Source organism: Alkalibacillus aidingensis (assembly GCF_014595945.1).
GTDB classification, from domain to species: Bacteria; Bacillota; Bacilli; order Bacillales; family Alkalibacillaceae; genus Alkalibacillus; species Alkalibacillus aidingensis.
The window spans coordinates 1-21205 of sequence record NZ_JABXWU010000008.1; the positions used below are offsets into that span (position 1 = coordinate 1).

Consider the following 21205-nt stretch of genomic DNA (forward strand, 5'->3'; position numbering starts at 1 on the left):
ACAACAATTAACATAATAAACCCCAGATAGGGGACTTTTTATTTTAAGTCCACTAACTGGGGTATAGTTCATATAAAGGAGGCTGCTTTTTCGACAAATTTCGGGAAGTGACAGGCACCCTAAAAGGCAATCTTTGCAGCGACTTCAGCGTTATGGTATACCAACGCTAAGTTTGTTTCTAGGCTTTTTCCTTCTGTTAGGGTTTTGACTTTGCTTAGGATAAATGGTGTGACGTCTTTTCCGGTGATGTTTTGTTCTTTAGCTTGTTGTAAGGCTTCTTGAATAATGGTTTCCATTTCATTAAAGTCTAAAGCTGATTCCTCTGGTACAGGGTTCGCTACGACTGCCCCACCATTAAGTCCAAGCTCCCATTTTGTTTGAAGCATTTTGACTACATCTTCAGGTTGATCAATCTGATAATCTACACCGAACTGACTCTCACGTGAGTAGAAGGATGGGAATGTATCTGTTTGATAACCAATCACAGGTACACCATGAGTTTCTAGGTACTCAAGTGTTCGACCAATATCTAAAATGGATTTCGCACCTGCACAAACTACAGCTACATTTGTTTGGGCTAACTCTTGAAGGTCAGCTGAAACATCCCAAGTGACTTCGCCTTCTCTATGAACACCACCAATACCTCCAGTAGCAAAGACTTTAATGCCAGCTAACTCTGCAGCTATCATCGTGCCTGCAACCGTAGTTGCCCCCATTTCCTTCTGAGCAATGACATGGGCAAAATCGCGTCGGCTCACTTTATGGACATTTTCTGAAGTAGCAAATTGCTCTAATTCATCCTCTGTTAGACCAATTTTAACTTTTCCATCCATTATCCCGATTGTTGCAGGTACAGCCCCATGATCACGGATAATCTTTTCTACCTTTTTAGCCATCTCTACATTTTCTGGATAAGGCAATCCATGAGAAATGATCGTTGATTCAAGAGCAACGACAGGTCGGTTTTCAGATAATGCTTTCGATACTTCATCTGTATAGGCTAAATATTGTTTCATCATCAAAACTCCTTTGCTATTTCAGTTATTTTTTCAGGGTTCAATTCCTCTGCACACGACTGATTGGATTGCAACGTTAACACGGAGCTAGCCATTCCCAATTTGCAAGATTCACCTAGTGTTTGCCCATTCAAATGGCCATAAAGCAACCCTGATGCAAAAGCATCTCCAGCCCCCGTCACATCAACTACATCAATAGTCTGCGCTGGGATTAGGGCCTGCTCATTTTCTGAGTAATAATAAACGCCCTGATCACCGAGGGATAAGACAACCTGGCTGACCCCTTTAGCTAAGATATTTTCACAGGCCTTTGGATAATCTTCTGGACTTGAGACCTTAACCCCAGAGAGAACTTCAGCTTCGTCCCTGTTCGGCAGAATCGTATGAACTCCTGTTAAATCGTTAGGTAACTTTTCTGCTTTAATTGAAGACACGGGGTCCAAAAATAAAGAAATCCCTTGTTGCTGACACTTATTGATAATTGTTTGTAAGCTGTCTGATGGGATGTTCGTATCAACAAAAATGGCACGGGATGTGGCGATCTCCTTCCACATAGAATTAATCATCTCCGGAGTCACTTCATTATAGATTTCCATATCCGCCATGGAGACCACTAACTCACCAGAATGATCAAGAAAAGCTGTATAGGTACCTGTTCGTTGAGTAGGTAAGGTCATTACTTGACTGATGTCTATTCCAATTTTTTTGGATGATTCTTTTAACCACTCACCGTCCTTATCCTGACCAACAAATGTTGCAAGCTTAGGTTCTAAATGTAAACGGGCTAAATTTTCTGCAACATTTCTAGCAACCCCACCTAATGACTCTTCAGATCGTACGGGGTTAGACGTATTCATTCTCGCTTCTTGAAGGGCATACGCTTTACGGTCAATATTAGCTCCACCAATACAAGTAACAATTGGTTGGTCATTTAATACATAAGCACGACCTTTTATTTCACCAGCGTTTATTAGTTTTTTGATGTAGTTAGCCACTGCTGGCCTGGAGATGCCCACCTTTTCAGACAACTCCTGCTGGGAGATAAAAGGGTTCAACCGAATCTGGTGTAAAATCTGTTGTTCTTTATTCAAAGTACTCCCCCCCTTTTTCTTTAGAAATAAAACGCTTACAAACCATCACAACAAAAGTTTAATACACAAACTTTTGTTTGTAAAGGAAAACAAAAGTTTAGGGTTCATTTAATTGGGGGGGTTAAGTGATGAGTAGTCCTTCATGTGAATAACTCAGTGGTGGTAAACATATTTATTTAATGGGGGGATTTAATGAATAGATTAATTGGTGGCACTATTATTATTGCCATTTTAATTTGCGCGATTACCATTTTCGTGAACATGGCTCAGTAGATTAATAGAAAACTGTATAGAAAAAATTAAATTTCGTTCGGGGTGCTACTCTGAACGTTTTTATTTTAAGAATTAATGATGGGCATAACTTGTGGTGTTGTAGCTATAACTTTTTAGACAACATCCAAGATGTCGTTATTTACTTGGAGAGAAAGTTAAAACAAACCCTACCTCAAAAAAGCAAAAAAAGAGACGAATAACGTCTCTTTTTTTATATATTATTCTTGCCAAATGTCATCAATATCATAAAAGATTATGTCCACTTTCCAATCATCCTCATTTTCTAATTTGACTCGGTGATAAATTTCATAACCTTCTCGTGTGGTCACAACCACTTCAGGTTCATTGTGATATGGTTCCTCATGACGATGATGAATCTTCACATCATGAATGCCATGCCCGTTATGAGCTCCTTCATACATGTTATTGAATCCTTGACTGACATCTCCACCTTCTAGTTCTTCCTCATTTTCAAAAAAGTTTGTCTTATTTTCACCAAGGACGCTCAGGAGGAGTTCTTCATCTTCTTGTTCAATAGCATAAAAATAAAATTGAATGACCTCTTTCGCTGTCAATCTATCTTTTGCTTGATATTCTTCTACATCCAGTTCATATGGTTCTAGTTTTTCATCTTCTTCGTTTGAATCATCCGTTTCTTCTTCTGCTACGACCTCTTCTTCTTCTTCGCCATTCTTTTGCACCTCTTCTGAAAGGTGTAATTCCCTTAGTTTATTTTCATCAAACCATTTCATCGACTCCATAAGGAGCATCATTTTATCATAATCAATTCTATCATAATCAAAGGAAAAATAGACTTCTAAATACTTATGCTCCGACAGTTCATAAAGAAACATATAGCCACTTTCTGGTTGTTCTTCGTCTTTGATTGCCCTTTGAAAAGCAGTATAACGGTCCTCCCTTACTTGGCCATCCCATGCGGAAAATACATCATCATAAACGAAGTGAAGCATACGATTTTTTTCACCTTCGTCTTCTGTTTCTAAGTTCTGTACATGGTTCTTTTTTTCGTTAGTGTCGATATCTACTATTTCAAAAAACGAAAAACTAGGAGTGAAAGATGGCAAATAATTAAAAGAAAATTCATTTACAGACATTTCTAAACGAACCCCTTCTAATGCTTCTTTGCCTTCATATAGATACCGTTCATACTCATAAGTTTCTTTATCTTCGATTTGATACATAAAGCGTTCCTCAATTTGTTCTTCTTCCGCCAAACCTTCGCCTACGTATTCAAACATGTCCGGTAGATAAATGCCTGCAATATCGTCATGCGTGTATTCCACTAGAGGAATATCATAATCATCTTCGGTTCCCTCGAAATATACGTGATACGGTTTATTTTTTAATCCATTAGCTTCATAATAGGCATCGGTATTAAAAGACTTGGCTAATTCATCGATATTTTCTTTGGTATACTCATGTTCTTCTTCAAAGTCAACGACAAAGGCTAATTCAATAACCTCACTAAAACGGTCAAAATCTTTGCGGTAGCGATACTCCCTCTCAGACCCATTTTCTTCTAGGTAATAATCCCATTTCTCTTCTAATATTGGGTCCTTAATCGGAAGAGAGGTAGGGTTATCACCTCTCGTATGACCTACATATCGCATTTCATAGCTATCATTAAACGGTTCGTTGTCTATCAATCGCACCTTGATTTCAGAAAAAGGTTCGGGTAATTCATATTCTTCGAATTCCTCTTTACCTGTTGTGAGTCGCTTATCCTTATTATTGGTTTGTCGAGCATCTTTTGGAAAACGAAGGCCATGGGAAATATACTCGCTATCATAAGTTTCTAGTTCAACTTCTACTTCTTCACCGTTTTCATCTTTTAATGTAATGGTATCGCTTGTATTATAATATTTGAGTTCTTCATAGAATTCTTGTTGTTCGTCTGAAAGATAAGAACTAACTTCACTTTCTTGTTCCTCTTTTGAATCGTCAGAATTGTTTCCTTCATTGTTTTCAAGTGATTCTCCTCTTTCCCCTTCAGTGATAGAAGGGGTCAACCACCACACACCTCCAAGGATTAGGATAAACATCATTAGTCCTATACTTAATGTTTTTTTATTGATAAAAATTCAACCCCCTTATAATTTAAAAAAATTCAAAATAATGCAATTGTATTAAATTCCCTCTAATACTAACCTTTGGATTAATATCCGTCAATACTTACAATTGGTTTAATGATTGGTGTTGCTTCACATATTTTTGGAGATTACATAACGAAACGAGGTGTTCCACTACTTTATCCTCTTAGCAAACGTTATTTCCGATTCTTTATATCGTTTAGAACAGGATCTGAGACTGAGAGGCTAGTCGTGATAGGTTTAGTGGTTATAAATGTTTGGTTGGTAATGGATATGGTTCAAAGCTTTTATTAAACAGTTGTATAGACATACTTGAAACTAAAAGAGTCACTATTATTTTGAGGGTCTCTGGAATTTAATGAGTGGCTCTTCTTCATTACTCAGCTCCGTGAATAAAGGATAAATAGAGATTGCAGATACGATGACAGAAAAAACGACTAAAATGATTCCCCATACAGATAAGCTGAAGATTAAACTAGAGAAAATAATTATAAATGGGGTGATGAGATTAATCACGGCACCAATTTTATTGGTCTTCTTGGATAAAAACTGTGTTTCACCACAGTGAGGGCAAGTCAGTCTTGTATCGAGGGTAAACAATCTTCTACATGTCTGCTTCCAAGTCCACCTAGTTGAGCAAAGCTGACAAGTTGGCATGAAGTCACGTCCCTTCAAAATTACGATAACTTTATAATAATGCGATGTTTAATATTTTTACACTTAGAGTTAGATGGTCATGGCACGGTTGAATGAACTAGTAATTTCCAATTCAGTTTTGCTATAATAGGAGTTAAGCATTATAGAAAAACTAATTAAGACCATTATCGAACATTTTTTATTCCACCATTTATTGAGAGGTGTATTGAATTGCTTTGTCCATATTGTAACGATTCTTCAGGTGAATTTAAGAGATCAAATCTAACCCACAAGGTTCAACATTCCATTTGCAAAAATTACTTCAAAATTTGTCCGATTTGTGAAACAAAATATGCAGAATCTGATAATTATAATCATCAGAATGTAAAATTAGTTTATGATTTAAAAGCAATAACTGATTGTATGGTTTGTCATCAAGCATGGTTGCCCGACTTCCCAACCTCATGGACGCGTTCTTTCACCAATATTGATAAAATTTACGAAGTACTTCAAGACATCTTCAAAAATGAACAAAAATTAATTGATGCAGATACACTTATGAGAATACAGAGAAGTCACAATGGAGTTGTGTTTAATCCAGACCGTGCGAAACTTAGAGGTGTAGAGAAATATTGGAGTGGATCTGGTCTAAGGAGAATGAATGAGTACATTAATGTGCTTAGGAATATGTCCTTTCTGAAAAAAGACAACCTCAATGATGTTAAGCATGAAATTACTTATTTAGGTAATCAGCTAGCTACAAGTGAATCTGAGAAAGATATGTTTGTTTATTTTGTGCTTGGTTTTATTAATATCAAAATAAATAACGGCTACCAGCAGCCCACTAAAAAGAGTTTATACCAACATTTTAAAATTCGATTTTTACACAACTTATTACACATAATAAATTATGTCCATTCAAATTATGGTGTTGGTGCATCTAAATATCAAATTGGTCTCTCATTCCTTGCACGAAACGATGAAGAATACGAAAGAAAAGTTAAAGAGTATATTAATAATTATTCGAGTGAAGTATTGAAAGATACCTTTTTTCAAGATGAAGCAGAATTAAATCGTGCAGTCGTTTCAACCTTCTTAAATGTTTTAGGATCTCTAGGTGTTGTGACTAAAAGAGGGGACGAATACTTTCTTTCAGACTTTGGTGATGAACTATTACAATTTCTTAATCAAAGACCAGCCATATGGTATGAAGATCTCGAAGAATATATAGCTGATTCTGGTCGTGATCCTAATTATATCTTTGCTAAGTTAATGATCTGGCGACTCGTACAAAACAACCTTCTTGATGAAGAAAAGGTGGACTTTGACCTCCAGGAAATTAATTATATAATTAGCGAGATAACCGGTCGTGAAGATATTAAGGATATTCATATAAACTTATTTTACGATGAACCGTTATATAAAGACTCGTTAAGAAACACTGAGGATGTAATAAATTACTTATTAAGCAATACTTCTAATATAGATAAAGACGAAGTCATTGAGCTAACACTCATATTACAATCGGTTTGGTATGAACAACTGGCAGATATTTTTGATCTACACAAAGATGAGATTATGCCATTTATCCAAGAGTCAGATAAAAGCTTATTTCAGAAAAATCAACAAAGTGGTAGAAAGTGGCATGATGAGGCGCTTGGTTATTTTAAAGAGTTAGGCTTTCATATACAAAACTATAGTGACAACCCAGTATTTAGTGATATAGATATCGACCAATTGAAAATTATGCTCCCCGGTGGTACAACTCATAATCCTGATATGTTAATCAATGATGAAAACTTCGGCCCTGAGGATTGTATTCTGGTAGACGCAAAGGACCAAAATTCAATCAATAACGAACTACCAAAGTTATTTGGATATAATATGTATTCTAAAGATCCGAGAGTAGATAATTTTACGATTATAGCCCTAAAAGGTAGCCTACCCGAATCAACTAAAATTCGTTTGGATTCATATAAAGCACAATTTGACAGAATCACTATTGTGGAGGAAAAAGCCTTAAAGAAACTAAGTTCCTCAAGGCTTAGTAAGGATGAAATCTTATCTCTTCTTACTCCAAATCATGAAGTGAAAGTTATTTCAGAAGATGATTTAAACCAATAATTTGGTTTTCTGTAAAACCTCTGCTATCCGGGTTGCTAGTGAAGAGATGACTGGAACAACAACGCTATTTCCTATTTGTTTATAACTTTGTTGATTATTTGGTTTAATATCGAACCATTCGGGGAAACCCATTAGTTTTAGGCATTCCTTTTCAGTTAACTTACGTTTATGCTTGACCACAACCGGTATATTATTTCCTCCTGTTCCCATTTTTGCTGTTAAACAGGGGGAAATGCCAGTTGAGGATAAGTGGCAACGAGAAGGTCTTATGTTATTAGCGATTATTGGATAATCATCATTATATTTATCGCTTCCTTTAAACTCTTCTAGGAACTTCTCAATGTTCTCCTGTGCCTTCTGTGAAACTTCATATTCTTTGATTTCTTTATCAGAAATGATTTCATTGAGAGTAAACTCAAGTTCTTTTGTATTAGGAAATTCAAAAATTAGCTGCGATGAGTTATCTGGCTTTTTAGGACTTTGATTGAATAGGACACCTAGCCCCTTCTTGAATCCCACACAGTACCACCTGTTCCGATTTTGTGGAACTCCATAGTCTTTTGCGTTCATAATCTTAAACTCAGCGTGATAACCTAATTCATCCAAAGTATTCATAATAGTATCTATTGTTTTTCCATGATCGTGACTTGTAATACCTGAAACATTTTCCAAAATAATAGCTGAAGGTTGCTTGTCTCTTATGATCCTTGCTATTTCAAAGAAAAGTGTTCCTCTAGTATCTTCGAATCCTTTTCGATAACCTCCAATTGAAAATGGCTGACAAGGAAATCCAGCACATAAAACATCATGATCAGGTATATTGGAACTAGGAATTTTAGTAATATCTCCATAAGGCTCATCCTTAAAGTTCTTTTCGTAAACTTCTTTAGCATGTGAATCTATTTCAGAGGAAAAGACACATTGTCCCCCTGCTTCCTCAAAGGCGATCCTAAATCCACCTATTCCAGCAAATAAATCTATAAATTTAAACATAATTTTTCACCTTTTCTAGAAAGCGTTCATAAATGGAGTTGGCTATTGATTCAACGACGTTAACTGTTACGGCGTTACCTGCCTGTTTATACAATTGAGTGTTGCTAAGATTGGCTTCAAGTAATTTTTGATAGGTAGAAGTTGAAAACCCCTGTAATCTAAAGCTTTCAAATGGGGTAATTTTCCTGATGCGATAGTTATTTGAATCATTTACCAGGATCTTAGCAGCATCGGTTCTTGCAAGAACTGTTGGTGCAATACCATGAGGACTATAAACTCTTCGCTGCCTCTCATTATCATTGTGCAGTGATTTAGGTATATCAAAAAGTTTAACAATCTTGTCGCTTTCTTCTGATATATCAGTCACTTGACCAATTTTGTTTAATTTTTCAACGATCATGTCATCAAGGAAGAAGCTTTCTGGAACGTTACTTTCTAGTATAGATTGGATATTAGAGATTTTAGAATCCTTGTGAACATTCGGATTGAAATTAAAGTTGAACGTGTTGATCGAGTTTGTCTCGTTAAAGTGTTGTTTTATTTTATTAACTTGATTAGATGAACTAGTTTGTTCCCACGGTTCTAAAGGTCCGTCTAAAACTCCTATAATATAAGTTCTTTCTCTATTTTGAGGAACACCATAATCCTTTGAATTAATAATATCGAAGTCAATGGAATAGCCTATGTCACTTAGCACTTGTAAGATCGTTTTAATCGTATTGGTTTGATCATGGGAAATTAAGTTTTTAACATTTTCTAGTAAAACATATTTTGGTTTTTTCCAATCTAAAATTCTAGCAATATCAAAAAACAGGGTCCCTCTTGTATCTTCAAACCCAAGACGTTTCCCAGCAACGCTAAATGCCTGACATGGGAATCCTGCGGTAAGTAGATCATGATCCGGAATTAGGAATTCATGTATTTCAGTAATATCACCTTCTGGTTTAAATCCAAAAAGAGTTTCATAGGAATACTGAGCAAACTTATCAATCTCTGAACTAAAAACTAATTCCGTTTCAATTTTGCTATTCCTAAGTCCGAATTCAAATCCACCAATTCCGGAAAATAACGAGACTACTTTAAGCTTTTTATTCATAAAATCACCATCTTAGTTATGTTTCGGATCTTTCTGTTTAATAACTTCATTGACTGGAGCATCGAGGTATTCGATTAATTTACATGTGTTTGATTTAACGGGATTAAACTTCCCAGACAGTAAAGTTGAAAGTTGAGTTTTTGAGATATTTAAATGCTTAGCGAGTTCATTTTGGGAGGTGATCCCTTTTTTATGCATATAATAATGAACCGTTTCCTTATCAATTTCGAACACTTAAACCCCACCTATAGTTCATAAAATATTTAAACTACTATTATCATATCAGAATTAGCAATGTAGTCAATCGCTATCAGTTATGACTATAAAACTACTATCAATTACTAATCATCAAACTTTTGCTCAAACCCTAGTCATGATAATATACAAATATAATATTGTGTAGAAAAACTATTAATCTACTTCAAACTCACATAATGAATAAGGAGATTCTATGAAACATACAGGTTTAGTTTTAGAAGGTGGAGGTAGCCGCGGCGTATATACGGCTGGTGTGCTGCGTTATTTAATGGAACAGGGTATTTATCTCCCTTATACGATTGGTGTATCGGCTGGTGCGTGTAATGGTTCTTCGTATATAGCTCGGCAAATTGACCGAAATCGTTCGGTGAATATTGATTTTGTGGATCATCCTGATTATTTATCATTTCGCAATTTGATTAAGAAGCGTCAGTTGTTTGGGATGGATTTCCTATTTGATACACTTCCGAATGAACTAGCGCCTTTTGATTTTGAGGCGTATGAGAACGCGAAAGAAGAGTTTGTTGTTGGTGTAACAGATTGTATGACTGGGGAGCCAGCCTTTTATAAGAAATCGGATTACCCGAAGGATGTTGTGACTTTACTTCGTGCATCAAGTTCTATACCATTAGTTGCTCCGATCATCGAATTTGATGGCCGTTATTTATTAGATGGTGGGATTGCCGACCCAATTCCTCTTAAGCAAGCTGAAACTGATGGCAATAAAAAGAACATTGTCGTCTTAACGAAACAAAGAGGTTATTATAAAAAACCACAATCATTTAGTTGGTATATCCGTAGAAAGTACTCGGATTATCCAGGGATTTTAGATGCTTTAGAAAGACGTCATCATGTTTATAACGAAACGCTAGAATATATTTATGACCAAGAGAAGAAAGGGAATGTTTTTGTGATTAGCCCGTCCGAGATGGTTAAGGTAGGGCGAGCTGAGCGTAATAAGGTCAAGTTAACGGACCTTTATCAAAAAGGGTATGATGATGTTAAAAGTATGTCGGATTCGTTGAAGGAATTTATATCATAAAGAATTGCTAGTGATCCATATTAAAAGGATCTTCCGGGCGTGATATAAACAGGTTAAATGATTAAGAGTATGGAGAAATCGTCACTCCATACTCTTTTTTTGGCATAAGAACGTAGTCTATAGATTTTATAATGTGCATAACTTTTGTTTATTCACAATAATTTGTGGATAAATCGGTAAAGTCAAGGAGTTTATCCACAAATTTATCAATTAATCCACAACTTAAACGTTGATAATTCGTTTTTGTACACATAAATGATGTACTTTTCCCCGGAAATATCCACAAATTTTAGTTAGTTATCCACTAAAAACGTTGATAACTTTCTATTTAGATTTAATTGTTGACTTTAACGTTACGTTAGGACTTATAGTTATTAGTGAAAGGAGCTGAACATATGAAGGTTAACGAAGTAGCAAAATTGGTTGGTGTCAGTGTGCGCACACTTCATCATTATGATGAAATAGGTTTGTTAAGTCCTTTTAAGGACCCAGATTCGGGTTATCGTCATTATACAGATGAGGATCTATCTTTGTTGCAGCAGATCCTATTTTTCAAAGAGTTGGGATTCTCACTTAAAAAGATTAAAGAGGTTATCCACAATCCTGAATATGATCAGCTCGAAGCGCTTCAACTGCATAGAAAATTGTTGATAGAGAAACGACATCGAATGGATGAAATGATTGGGACACTTGAACAAACAATAGAGTCATTTAAAGGAGGGAATCACATGTCTAATGAAGAGAAGTTTAAGGGATTTGATTTTAGTCAGAATCCCTATGAAGAGGAGGCTCGTGAGCGTTGGGGGAATGCTAGAGTTGAAGAGGCTAAGGCACAAGTCATGAAGATGACTGATAACGACCAAGAACTGATGAACGCTATTTACAGGAAGCTTGCAAGTTTACGTCATGAAGATCCAACATCAGATGCTGCACAAGCAGCGATTAAAGAGTGGTATGACTTTTTGAATAACCACTTTGCAACCTATACACCTGAGATGTTTCAAGGGCTAGGAATGATGTATGTACAAGATGAGCGATTTACAAGAAATATTGATCAGTTTGGTGAAGGTTTAGCTAAATTCATGAGTGAAGCGATGATTGAATTTGGGGCCAAATAAGTTAAACCCGTTATTAATTATTTTAAACAAAGAGAATTCTATACGAAGCTGGGATCTAACTAAGTTTTGTCAAAACACTGTTGTCCCGGCTTCGTTTTTTTATTGGGACCACACATTAAACTGTCTAGTCAATTTGATTGTTACAATATTTTTTCTGCATAAATAACCAAAAATTGCAAAAAGGGAACCGTTTACATTTTGTTAGGTAAATTTAGGAAGTTAGTTACAAAAGGTTCGAATACATAATTATTTTTATATTTTTGTCAAATCAATATTGATTTTTATAAATTTTTGTATATAATAATCCGTAAACCATTTTATTCTGACAATTATGTTTATTCAGAAGGGGGTAAAAATATTGATTAATTTAATTGTCTCCAGGATTGTTCAAATGTTTTTCTTGCTTATAGGAATATCGTTTATTGTTTTTATGAGTATGCATTTTGCCCCTGGTGATCCAGCAAAAATTATAGGAGGTCCAACAGCGACTGAGTCTGATATATCGAGTATTAGAGCCAACCTTGGTCTCGATCGCCCAGTCTTAGTCCAGTATAAGGATTATTTGGTTGGTCTATTTCAAGGAGATCTAGGTTATTCTTATCAGTCTAATCAATCTGTTAACGAAGCAATAGCTACAAGGTTTCCAAACACGTTGAATTTAGCAGTTGCCAGCATCATTGTTGCGATTGTTATTGGAGTGTTTGCAGGGATTATCTCTGCTTTAAAGCAGAACTCCTGGATGGACGTTTTTACAACGACTGGAGCTTTAGCTGGTATTTCAATCCCTAACTTTTGGTTAGGTACCATCTTAATCTTAATTTTTGCGGTTAACTTAAATTGGTTGCCTGCAGGAGGATTAAGTGCTCCGTTTTGGACAGTTCAAGGTATGAAGGAGTTAGCCTTGCCCGCCATCACTTTGGGTACAGGTTCGGCCGCATTAATTGCCCGAATGACCAGGTCCTCAATGCTCGAGGTAATTCGTTCCGATTATGTTCGAACTGCTCGTGCAAAAGGTGTTAAGGAAAAAGTTGTTGTTTTTGTTCACTGTATGAGAAACGCTATGATACCTGTTATTACGGTAATTGGTATGAATTTTGGTTTCTTATTAGGTGGCACGATCATTGTGGAGCAAGTATTTGCCATTAATGGTGTTGGACGATTGATGATTGATGCGATTGCTGATAGAGACTTTCCAATGGTACAAGGGTCCGTATTATTAGTTGCTAGTCTATTTGTCATTGTTAATTTAGTTGTGGATATTATTTATGCCTTCATCGACCCAAGAATTAGCTACGATTAAGAGAGGAGGGAAGTATCATGTCATCTCAAACTGTAACTGGTCAAAAGGTAGGCAAAGTAGAAAAAGACAGTTTCTTTTTAGACATAATGAAAAGGATTCTTAAAAATAAACTAGCTGTTGTTGGCTTGGTAATTATTGCGATACAAGTTTTACTTGCTTTATTTGCACCTATTATTACCACATACGCACCTGACACACAAAACCTTGGAGCGCGTGAATTGCCGATTGGCTCTGAAGGGCACTGGTTAGGAACGGATAACCATGGACGGGATATGTGGAGTCGAATTGTATATGGTGCAAGAATTTCAATCCTAGTTGGTCTTGGTTCAGTAGCCCTTGGTTTAGTTGGAGGGGTTGTACTAGGTCTGTTGTCTGGGTATTACCGTAGGCTTGACGGAATTATTATGCGTTTAATGGACTTGTTATTTGCTTTCCCTGGAATCTTACTTGCAATGTTAATCATTGCTATTCTAGGTACAAGCTTGGTGAATGTAGTGATTGCTATTAGTATCTGGTCCATTCCAAACTGCGCAAGGATTGTAAGAGGAAGTGTTTTGTCAGCTAAAAAGGAAGAATACATTCTTGCACAACGATCACTTGGATCTAATGATCGGAGGATTATGTTCAAGCATATATTACCGAATATAACAGCTCCGATTATTGTATTTTCAACTATGCGTATGGCGACAGCTATCTTATCAACATCAGCACTGAGCTATTTAGGATTAGGAGCGCAACCACCTACTCCGGAATGGGGAGCGATGATTGCTGCTGGACAGGATTATATGTGGACAGCCCCACATATGACTATTGTTCCAGGAATTGCGATTATGTTAGTTGTTTTTGCTTTCAATGTAGTTGGTGATGGATTGAGAGATGCATTAGATCCTAACATGGATTTAAATAATTAATTTTAGGAGGAACTAGTGATGAGGAAACTATTTTTGTTAATTTTAGCTATACCTATGATTCTATTAGCTGCATGTGGTGGAGAAAATGAAGCTAATCCGGAACAAGGGAATGAAAGTAGTGAAAGTGGAGAAAGTGGAGAGCAAGATTTAGTCTATGCGACGACATCCGATGCTCCAGGACTATCACCAATTGATACGAATGATAGTGTGTCTTCACATGTTATTGAACAAATCTATGAGACATTATTCCAACGTAATACAGAAACGGGTGAAATTGAACCACGTTTAGCCGAGTCATATGAAACACCGGATGATAATACATGGGTTATTCATCTAAAAGAAGATATTGAATTCCAAGATGGAACACCTTTTAATGCAGAAGCTGTTAAGTATACTTTTGAGACATTTTTAGATCCGGATCGTGGAGCACCAAGAGCGTCATTATTAGCTCCAATTGATACGATCGACGTTGAAGATGAATACACAGTTGTTCTTAATACAAGTGAACCTTATGGTGCGATGTTAGCTGCATTGTCTCACTCAAATGCTTCTATTGTTAGTCCAGAAGCAGATCAAAATGGTGATATTAATGAGGAACCTGTAGGAACGGGGCCTTACCAGTTTGTTGAATGGGAAAAGGGCGATGAGATTGTACTAGAGAAAAACGCTGATTATTGGAGAGGCGAACCAACTCTTGAGCAAGTTACTTTTAGAGTCGTACCATCTGTTTCAACGGCTATTTCGATGATGGAAACAGGTGAAGTTCACTTTATTGATGGTATTACATCTGAGCATTCTTCAAGAATTGAGGGTAACGAGTCTATTAATCTTCAGACTAATGATGGAACTCCTGTTTATGCATTTGGTGTAAACTACGAGCGTGAGCCAATGAGTAACCCTGAGTTCAGAAAAGCGTTAGCACACGCGATTGACCGTGATGCTTATGTTGATACGTTAGATGGCCTAGGAACTCGCTCAGATAGCATTGTCGGTGAGCAAGTGTTTGGCTATGAAGAAGGTTCTGAAAATATCGGTTATGAATATGATCCAGAAAAAGCACGTGAAATTATTGAAGAAAATAACTTTGATGAAGAAACAATCGAGATGCTAGTTCCAAACCGTGATATGTATATTAACATGGGTGAGGTTGTGCAAGCGCAATTCTCAGAAGTAGGAATAGATGTTGAAATGGAAATGATGGATTGGGGTACTTACTTAGACGTTTCAGCCGAAGATGAATTTGACGTTAGTTTCTTCGGTTGGTCAAACGTCACTGGTGACGGTAGTGAGTTACTATACCCAGTTCTTCATTCTGACAACATTGGTTCATCAAATAGAGCGAGATATGCTAATGATGAGTTTGATGAATTAGTGGATGCTTCTCGTCAAACGACTGATCAAGATGAACGTCAAGAGTTAATAGCACAAGCGAATGAATTGGCTGTAGAGGATGCCATTTGGGTACCTATGCACCACGGTGTAATTGCTGCAGCTGTTCATGAGTCCGTGGATAATTTAGAGTTAGATGCAACAGGTAGTTGGGAATTATACCAAGTTACTAGAGAGTAGGGATTTTAATGACAGAGCGATTATTAGACGTCAACAATCTAGTTACTTCTTTTCGAACAGCGGAAGGCGAACTCACCGCTGTTCGGGGAGTTTCTTTTGAAGTCGATCAAGGGGAGACATTGTGTATCGTTGGTGAGTCTGGCTGTGGGAAATCTATTACTTCATTATCATTAATGCAGCTATTACCTAACAATGGTCAAATTGTCGATGGTTCTATTAAGCTAGAAGGGCAAGAGTTAATAGGCTTATCTGATGATGACATGAGGAAAATCCGTGGTAATGAAATTTCGATGATTTTCCAGGAGCCAATGACTGCATTGAACCCCGTGTTTCCTATAGGATTTCAGATCAGAGAGCCACTGAAGATTCATGAGAATTTATCAAAAAAGGAAGCTCACCTTAAAGGAATAGAACTGTTGAAACAGGTTGGTATTCCATCACCAGAAAAACGTATGAGTCAATACCCACATGAATTAAGTGGTGGTATGCGTCAACGAGTCATGATTGCCATTGCACTAGCTTGTAATCCGAAACTATTAATTGCAGATGAACCAACTACGGCTCTTGATGTGACGATTCAATCCCAAATACTTGATTTAATTGATGAACTAAAAGAGCACTACCAAATGGGTGTAGTGATGATTACCCATGATATGGGAGTTGTTGCTGAGGTAGCAGATCGGGTTATGGTCATGTATGCTGGAGAAAAAATTGAAGAAGGTGATGTTGAGACCATCTTCAACCAACCTCAGCACCCATATACAAAAGGCTTGTTGAAATCAGTTCCAAACGTTGATGATAAAGAACATAACTTAGAGCCTATACCGGGTTCACTACCAAGTTTAAAAGAACAGATTGATGGTTGTCGTTTTTATTCAAGATGTGAATTTGCAACCGATAAATGTCGCACGCATTCACCAGAAACATTCAAAGTCAGTGAAAGACATTCAGTAAGATGCTGGTTACAGGAGGAATTGACACATGAGCCAAAAGCAAACCATTCTTAAACTAGACCAACTCAACAAGCATTATCCTGTGCGTGGCGGCTTACTTAAGCGTGTGAAAAATCATGTATATGCTGTGAATGATATTTCTATTGACGTTGATGAAGGTGATTCAGTAGGGATCGTTGGTGAGTCTGGCTGTGGAAAGTCAACACTAGGCCGTACCATCTTAAGGTTAGAAGAGCCAACAAGTGGTGAGGTTTGGTTCAAGGGAGAAAATATAACTCATTTAAATGAAAAGAAACTAAAACAGTTTAAAAATGATATGCAGATGATTTTCCAGGATCCCTTTGCATCTTTAGACCCACGTCAACGGGTCGGAGATACACTAGAGGAACCCTTTGTTATTCATACTAATTTAACGAAAAAAGAACGCAAAGAAAAAGCAATTGATTTATTGAATCAGGTTGGTCTAAGTGAGACGCATTATTATAAATACCCACACCAGTTTAGTGGTGGGCAAAGGCAACGTATAGGGATTGCACGTGCGATCGCGTTAAACCCTGAAATGATTGTATGTGATGAAGCTGTATCCGCTTTGGACGTTTCTGTTCAAGCACAGGTTATACAGTTATTAAAAGATTTACAAGAAGAGTACGATTTAACTTATTTATTTATCTCTCATGATTTAGGTGTTGTGCGTCACTTTTGTAATAAGGTTTTAGTCATGTATTTGGGACATATGGTTGAGTGGGCACCAGCTGATGAATTGTTTGATAACCCGATTCACCCTTATACAGAAGCCTTGTTATCAGCAATTCCAAGGCCTATACCAGGACGAGAGCGTAATAATATTCAGTTGGAAGGTGATTTACCTAGCCCAACTGAACCACCAACTGGTTGTCCATTCCACACAAGGTGCCCTCTAGCAACGAATTTGTGTAAAGAGGAAAAACCGGAGTGGAAAGAGATTTCCGAGAATCATTTTGTCGCTTGTCATGTAAAAGCTTAGTTGGATTATTGAAGTGCTAACCCCCCTTTTTTTAATAAAAGTGAATGTTCATGAAAAGATGAACGATAGCAAAGAGGAGCCTTCACCAAGATGAAGGCCCTTTTTGTTTTGCATAATTTCAAGTTCTTTGAATAGGTTTTTACAAAATGATTATTTTTCAGCTATATCTATAATTTTTTGTAAGACTAAATATCGAATATGGCTCCTGAATGTGTTACTCTTTATTTATGAAGTTAATAAATGTTTATAGAGGGAAGGGAGAATGGGAGAAATGGTTAAATATGATGCGTTAGATTATCCGTATGCTTCGCGCCGTAATGTGGTCTATGGTCGTAAAGGGATGGTAGCAACATCTCAGCCTTTAGCGGCACAAGCAGGATTAGATATTTTAAAAAAAGGTGGTAATGCCATTGATGCTGCTATTGCTACAGCGGCTGCGTTGACGGTGGTTGAGCCAACCTCTAATGGTATTGGTTCTGATGCTTTCGCACTTGTGTGGGTTGATGGAAAGATTCATGGACTCAACGCAAGTGGTTATGCTCCAAAAAATATTTCTGTTGAAAAACTAAAAGAACAAGGGTATGAGGAGATGCCGACGTTTGGTAAAGTACCAGTGACGGTTCCAGGTACTCCTGCTGCTTGGGCAGAATTATCAGAGCGATTCGGCAAGTTGCCACTCACAGAAGTATTAGCACCTGCGATTGAATATGCTGAGGAAGGATATCCAGTGTCGCCGACTTTAGGTTTTCATTGGAAATCAGCTTATAAGAAATTTAAAGAAACTTTTAAAGATGAAATATTTGATAACTGGTTCAAAACTTTTACACCTAAAGGTCGAGCGCCTGAGGTTGGAGAGATGTGGTCTTCTAAAGATCATGCCAGAACTTTACGTGAAATTGCTGAAACTAAGGCCGAATCATTTTATCGTGGGCAACTTGCAGATGAAATTGATAGCTTTTTCAAAAAACACGATGGTTATTTAACTAAGGAAGATTTAGCCGAATATAAACCGGAGTGGGTGGACCCTATTAAGGTGAATTATCGAGGCTATGATGTGTGGGAAATTCCACCGAATGGTCAAGGACTAATTGCTTTGATAGCGTTAAATATGCTAAAAGGCTATGAGTTTAACGATCGTGAAAACGTCGATACCTATCACAAACAAATCGAAGCAATGAAACTGGCTTTTACTGATGGCTTAGAGTATATCACTCAACAAGATCAGATGGATGTGTCAGTGGACGATTTGCTATCTGATGAGTACGCAGAAAAGCGTCGGGCATTAATTGGTGATGAGGCATTAAAGCCTGAACCAGGTGAACCACCACGTGGTGGAACAGTCTATCTATCAGCTGCTGATGGTGACGGAAATATGATTTCTTTTATTCAGAGTAACTACATGGGCTTCGGGTCAGGTGTCGTTGTTCCGGGTACAGGAATTGCTATGCAGAACCGTGGTCATACATTCTCTTTTGATGAAAACCATGCTAATGTATTAAAGCCTGGTAAGCAAACGTATCACACAATTATACCTGGGTTCTTATCTAAAGGTGATCAGCCAGTTGGTCCATTTGGTGTCATGGGTGGATTCATGCAGCCACAAGGTCATGCACAGGTAGTGATGAATACAGTGGACTTTCACTTGAATCCACAAGCTGCACTTGATGCACCGAGATGGCAGTGGGTGGAAGATAAAGTCGTAAAAGTCGAACCATCTTTCCCTGACCATATTGCTCAGGCGCTTCAGCGTAAGGGTCATCAAATTCAGCGTACATTGTATCCAAATGAATTTGGCCGTGGTCAGATTATTTGGCGTGACCCCGAAACAGGTGTCCTGTGTGGAGGTACTGAACCACGAACAGATGGAGAAGTAGCTGCTTGGTAAATTTGAATAGATAGCCAATCAACATAAATACTTAACAGACAAAAAGGCTTACTTACCAAATAGTAAGTAAGCCTTTTACTATGAAAGCATTATAGCTTCAGGCCGGTTCGGCTCTTGAAGCGACGAAGGAGAATGTGGCTTTCGACACGTGTGATCCCTTCTAAGGCGTAAAGTTCTTCATTAATAAATTTTTCTAAAGCATGAAAGTCTTCCACTAAGACATGGGTATGTAATGTGCTTGGACCTGTCATTTGGTAGCAACTGGCAACACTCGGGTGTTCAGCTAGTTTTTCAGCTACATAAATTAAGGAATTAGGTTCACAGTCAACATTGAAAAATGCTGATACCCCTTTGCCGACTTTCTCAGAGTTGATCACGACACTGAATTTCTCAATGATACCAGCATCCTGCATCTGATTGATACGATCGCGAACAGCTACTCGTGATAGACCAAGTTCTTTAGCTAGGTCGACGTAAGACATGCGACCATGATCACTTAATGTATTGAGAATTTTAAAATCTGTATCAGTTAACTTCATTATGACACCACACTTATGAGAATTATTGTTTATCCATATTATAAAAGAAACTTAACAGGTTGTCATATTCTCACTCTCTTAAATCGAATTTTGATGAAAAACTGACATAATGAAGCGACAGAAAGGGTGATTAAAATGAATCTGTCATTACAAAAAGATATATTTATCAGCTTTTTCCGGTCTGGAATGTTAGGCTATGGTGGTGGCCCATCTACGATCCCACTTGTACATAAAGAAGTGGTTGAAGTTTATGAGTGGATGGATGATGATGAGTTCTCAGATATACTAGCAATGGGTAATACATTACCGGGACCTATTATGACAAAAATGGCAGGATATATCGGCTATCGTGTAGGTGGTATGGCCGGGCTTGCTTCAGCTCTTGCTGCTTCTGTACTACCAACCGTTTTAATTATGATATTACTTATTAGCTTCTTAGCAAGCTTTCGAGATTCGTCTATTGTTCAAGGTATGACGACTGCTATCGCTCCGGTTGTAGGAGTCATGTTGTTTGTCTTAGCATTTAACTTTCTTAAAAATTCGAAACGTGACCTTGGTTGGGGAATAGCGATCACCCTTGGTGTCATTAGTTTAATCGTATTTGAAGCATTAGGTGTGCATCCAGCCATTTTAATCGGTGTACTAATCATTTATGCGCTAGTTCGAAAAGCTCCTTCTAAAGACAAGAAAAAGGAGGGTGAATCATCATGATCGAGTATTGGAATTTATTTTTGGCCTTTTTCATACCAGGGATCGTCGGTTATGGTGGTGGACCTGCGACAATTCCTTTGATTGAGTATGAGGTGGTTCAACGTTATGAGTGGATGACCACTCCCGAGTTTGGTGAAGTACTTGCATTAGGTAATGCACTCCCAGGCCCAATTGCCACGAAAATGGCTGGGTATATTGGTTATGAAGTAGGTGGAATATTTGGAGCGATTGTTGCTATTTCGGCAACTGTGGTTCCTTCATTGATTGCTATGATTTTATTATTAAAACTACTAATGAAATATAAAGACTCACCAAAAATCAAGCGTATGACAGCGCTGATTCGTCCAGCTATTGCGATTTTACTAGGCGTGCTAGCTTATCAATTTTTTGCAACTTCCTATGAAGGAGCTGGCATCATTCAGACGATTATTTTAATTGTTGCTAGTTTTTTAGCACTTGAAAAATGGAAGGTTCATCCTGCATATGTCATTGTTGGTGCATTGACATATGGAGCTGTCTTCTTATCATAATAATTAAAACCAACTATTTATGAAGAGATCATAAATAGTTGGTTTT

General features: G+C 37.3%; 20 protein-coding genes. 12 read left to right on the forward strand and 8 right to left on the reverse strand.

Annotation, left to right across the window (positions count from 1 at the left end; translation table 11 throughout):
* Positions 1-119 precede the first annotated feature (119 nt).
* From HWQ49_RS11010 to HWQ49_RS11020, 3 genes are all read right to left on the reverse strand, one after another.
* Positions 120-1016 carry a pseudouridine-5'-phosphate glycosidase gene (locus HWQ49_RS11010; protein ID WP_188207678.1) on the reverse strand — a complete coding sequence of 299 codons (897 nt, stop codon included), beginning with the start codon at positions 1014-1016 and terminating at the stop codon, positions 120-122.
* Between the two features lie 2 nt (positions 1017-1018).
* Positions 1019-2107, reverse strand: coding sequence for a carbohydrate kinase (locus tag HWQ49_RS11015; RefSeq protein ID WP_188207679.1), 1089 nt, complete (start codon positions 2105-2107; stop codon positions 1019-1021).
* Between the two features lie 491 nt (positions 2108-2598).
* Complete coding sequence (locus HWQ49_RS11020) at positions 2599-4410, reverse strand: hypothetical protein (RefSeq protein WP_188207680.1); 1812 nt, start codon at positions 4408-4410, stop codon at positions 2599-2601.
* Between the two features lie 168 nt (positions 4411-4578).
* Between HWQ49_RS11020 and HWQ49_RS14895 the strand changes: the two genes are divergently transcribed.
* Positions 4579-4785: a metal-dependent hydrolase gene (locus HWQ49_RS14895; RefSeq protein WP_394810777.1), complete on the forward strand. Its 207-nt coding sequence runs from the start codon at positions 4579-4581 to the stop codon at positions 4783-4785.
* A gap of 39 nt (positions 4786-4824) precedes the next feature.
* Here the strand turns inward: HWQ49_RS14895 and HWQ49_RS14900 are convergent, their stop codons facing one another.
* Entirely contained in the window at positions 4825-5148 is a 324-nt protein-coding gene (locus tag HWQ49_RS14900) for a TIGR04104 family putative zinc finger protein (RefSeq protein ID WP_188207682.1), read from the reverse strand.
* Positions 5149-5358: 210 nt separating this feature from the next.
* On the opposite strand from HWQ49_RS14900, the gene HWQ49_RS11035 reads away from it, so the two are divergent.
* Entirely contained in the window at positions 5359-7251 is a 1893-nt protein-coding gene (locus HWQ49_RS11035) for a hypothetical protein (RefSeq protein WP_188207683.1), read from the forward strand.
* Here HWQ49_RS11035 and HWQ49_RS11040 read toward each other — a convergent pair.
* The 3 genes from HWQ49_RS11040 to HWQ49_RS11050 are packed head-to-tail and all read right to left on the reverse strand — an operon-like array spanning position 7240 to position 9574.
* A complete protein-coding gene (locus HWQ49_RS11040) occupies positions 7240-8244 on the reverse strand; it encodes a DNA cytosine methyltransferase (RefSeq protein ID WP_188207684.1) in 1005 nt (334 codons plus the stop codon). The two genes, HWQ49_RS11035 and HWQ49_RS11040, sit on opposite strands and share 12 nt — an antisense overlap.
* Positions 8237-9340 (reverse strand): DNA cytosine methyltransferase, encoded by a 1104-nt coding sequence (locus HWQ49_RS11045; protein ID WP_188207685.1) that lies wholly within the window; start codon positions 9338-9340, stop codon positions 8237-8239. Before HWQ49_RS11045 ends, HWQ49_RS11040 begins: the two co-directional genes overlap by 8 nt.
* A 12-nt stretch (positions 9341-9352) precedes the next feature.
* The gene (locus HWQ49_RS11050; protein ID WP_188207686.1) at positions 9353-9574 is read right to left on the reverse strand and encodes a helix-turn-helix domain-containing protein; all 222 of its coding nucleotides are present in this window, start codon (positions 9572-9574) and stop codon (positions 9353-9355) included.
* A gap of 217 nt (positions 9575-9791) precedes the next feature.
* Between HWQ49_RS11050 and HWQ49_RS11055 the strand changes: the two genes are divergently transcribed.
* The 8 genes from HWQ49_RS11055 (at position 9792) to HWQ49_RS11090 (ending at position 19379) form a co-directional block, all read left to right on the forward strand.
* Positions 9792-10640, forward strand: a complete 849-nt coding sequence (locus tag HWQ49_RS11055) for a patatin-like phospholipase family protein (protein WP_188207687.1) — start codon at positions 9792-9794, stop codon at positions 10638-10640.
* Between the two features lie 395 nt (positions 10641-11035).
* Complete coding sequence (locus tag HWQ49_RS11060; RefSeq protein ID WP_188207688.1) at positions 11036-11758, forward strand: MerR family transcriptional regulator; 723 nt, start codon at positions 11036-11038, stop codon at positions 11756-11758.
* A 358-nt stretch (positions 11759-12116) separates the two neighbouring features.
* Positions 12117-13058 (forward strand): ABC transporter permease, encoded by a 942-nt coding sequence (locus HWQ49_RS11065; protein ID WP_188207689.1) that lies wholly within the window; start codon positions 12117-12119, stop codon positions 13056-13058.
* 17 nt (positions 13059-13075) lie between these two features.
* Positions 13076-13969 carry an ABC transporter permease gene (locus HWQ49_RS11070; protein WP_188207690.1) on the forward strand — a complete coding sequence of 298 codons (894 nt, stop codon included), beginning with the start codon at positions 13076-13078 and terminating at the stop codon, positions 13967-13969.
* 18 nt (positions 13970-13987) lie between these two features.
* Positions 13988-15538 (forward strand): ABC transporter substrate-binding protein, encoded by a 1551-nt coding sequence (locus tag HWQ49_RS11075; protein WP_188207691.1) that lies wholly within the window; start codon positions 13988-13990, stop codon positions 15536-15538.
* Between the two features lie 8 nt (positions 15539-15546).
* Entirely contained in the window at positions 15547-16545 is a 999-nt protein-coding gene (locus HWQ49_RS11080; RefSeq protein WP_188207692.1) for an ABC transporter ATP-binding protein, read from the forward strand.
* Positions 16520-17494, forward strand: a complete 975-nt coding sequence (locus tag HWQ49_RS11085; RefSeq protein ID WP_188207693.1) for an ABC transporter ATP-binding protein — start codon at positions 16520-16522, stop codon at positions 17492-17494. The genes HWQ49_RS11080 and HWQ49_RS11085 overlap by 26 nt, the downstream gene beginning before the upstream one ends.
* A gap of 271 nt (positions 17495-17765) precedes the next feature.
* The gene (locus tag HWQ49_RS11090) at positions 17766-19379 is read left to right on the forward strand and encodes a gamma-glutamyltransferase family protein (protein WP_188207694.1); all 1614 of its coding nucleotides are present in this window, start codon (positions 17766-17768) and stop codon (positions 19377-19379) included.
* Between the two features lie 89 nt (positions 19380-19468).
* Here HWQ49_RS11090 and HWQ49_RS11095 read toward each other — a convergent pair whose 3' ends face one another.
* Positions 19469-19918 (reverse strand): Lrp/AsnC family transcriptional regulator, encoded by a 450-nt coding sequence (locus tag HWQ49_RS11095; RefSeq protein WP_188207695.1) that lies wholly within the window; start codon positions 19916-19918, stop codon positions 19469-19471.
* A 135-nt stretch (positions 19919-20053) separates the two neighbouring features.
* Here HWQ49_RS11095 and HWQ49_RS11100 point away from each other — a divergent pair, with 135 nt between their 5' ends.
* Complete coding sequence (locus HWQ49_RS11100; RefSeq protein WP_188207696.1) at positions 20054-20629, forward strand: chromate transporter; 576 nt, start codon at positions 20054-20056, stop codon at positions 20627-20629.
* Positions 20626-21159 carry a chromate transporter gene (locus HWQ49_RS11105; RefSeq protein ID WP_188207697.1) on the forward strand — a complete coding sequence of 178 codons (534 nt, stop codon included), beginning with the start codon at positions 20626-20628 and terminating at the stop codon, positions 21157-21159. Before HWQ49_RS11100 ends, HWQ49_RS11105 begins: the two co-directional genes overlap by 4 nt.
* The last annotated feature ends 46 nt before the right edge of the window (positions 21160-21205 follow it).

What these genes read in the sequence shown, in the direction of transcription:
- HWQ49_RS11060 (WP_188207688.1), top strand. Translation starts at nt 11,036, where the DNA reads ATGAAGGTTAACGAAGTAGCAAAATTGGTTGGTGTCAGTGTGCGCACA.
- HWQ49_RS11095 (WP_188207695.1), bottom strand. Translation starts at nt 19,918, where the DNA reads ATGAAGTTAACTGATACAGATTTTAAAATTCTCAATACATTAAGTGAT.
- HWQ49_RS11010 (WP_188207678.1), bottom strand. Translation starts at nt 1,016, where the DNA reads ATGAAACAATATTTAGCCTATACAGATGAAGTATCGAAAGCATTATCT.
- HWQ49_RS11075 (WP_188207691.1), top strand. Translation starts at nt 13,988, where the DNA reads ATGAGGAAACTATTTTTGTTAATTTTAGCTATACCTATGATTCTATTA.
- HWQ49_RS11105 (WP_188207697.1), top strand. Translation starts at nt 20,626, where the DNA reads ATGATCGAGTATTGGAATTTATTTTTGGCCTTTTTCATACCAGGGATC.
- HWQ49_RS11080 (WP_188207692.1), top strand. Translation starts at nt 15,547, where the DNA reads ATGACAGAGCGATTATTAGACGTCAACAATCTAGTTACTTCTTTTCGA.
- HWQ49_RS14900 (WP_188207682.1), bottom strand. Translation starts at nt 5,148, where the DNA reads ATGCCAACTTGTCAGCTTTGCTCAACTAGGTGGACTTGGAAGCAGACA.
- HWQ49_RS11070 (WP_188207690.1), top strand. Translation starts at nt 13,076, where the DNA reads ATGTCATCTCAAACTGTAACTGGTCAAAAGGTAGGCAAAGTAGAAAAA.
- HWQ49_RS11090 (WP_188207694.1), top strand. Translation starts at nt 17,766, where the DNA reads ATGGTTAAATATGATGCGTTAGATTATCCGTATGCTTCGCGCCGTAAT.
- HWQ49_RS11055 (WP_188207687.1), top strand. Translation starts at nt 9,792, where the DNA reads ATGAAACATACAGGTTTAGTTTTAGAAGGTGGAGGTAGCCGCGGCGTA.
- HWQ49_RS11045 (WP_188207685.1), bottom strand. Translation starts at nt 9,340, where the DNA reads ATGAATAAAAAGCTTAAAGTAGTCTCGTTATTTTCCGGAATTGGTGGA.
- HWQ49_RS11085 (WP_188207693.1), top strand. Translation starts at nt 16,520, where the DNA reads ATGAGCCAAAAGCAAACCATTCTTAAACTAGACCAACTCAACAAGCAT.
- HWQ49_RS11100 (WP_188207696.1), top strand. Translation starts at nt 20,054, where the DNA reads ATGAATCTGTCATTACAAAAAGATATATTTATCAGCTTTTTCCGGTCT.
- HWQ49_RS11040 (WP_188207684.1), bottom strand. Translation starts at nt 8,244, where the DNA reads ATGTTTAAATTTATAGATTTATTTGCTGGAATAGGTGGATTTAGGATC.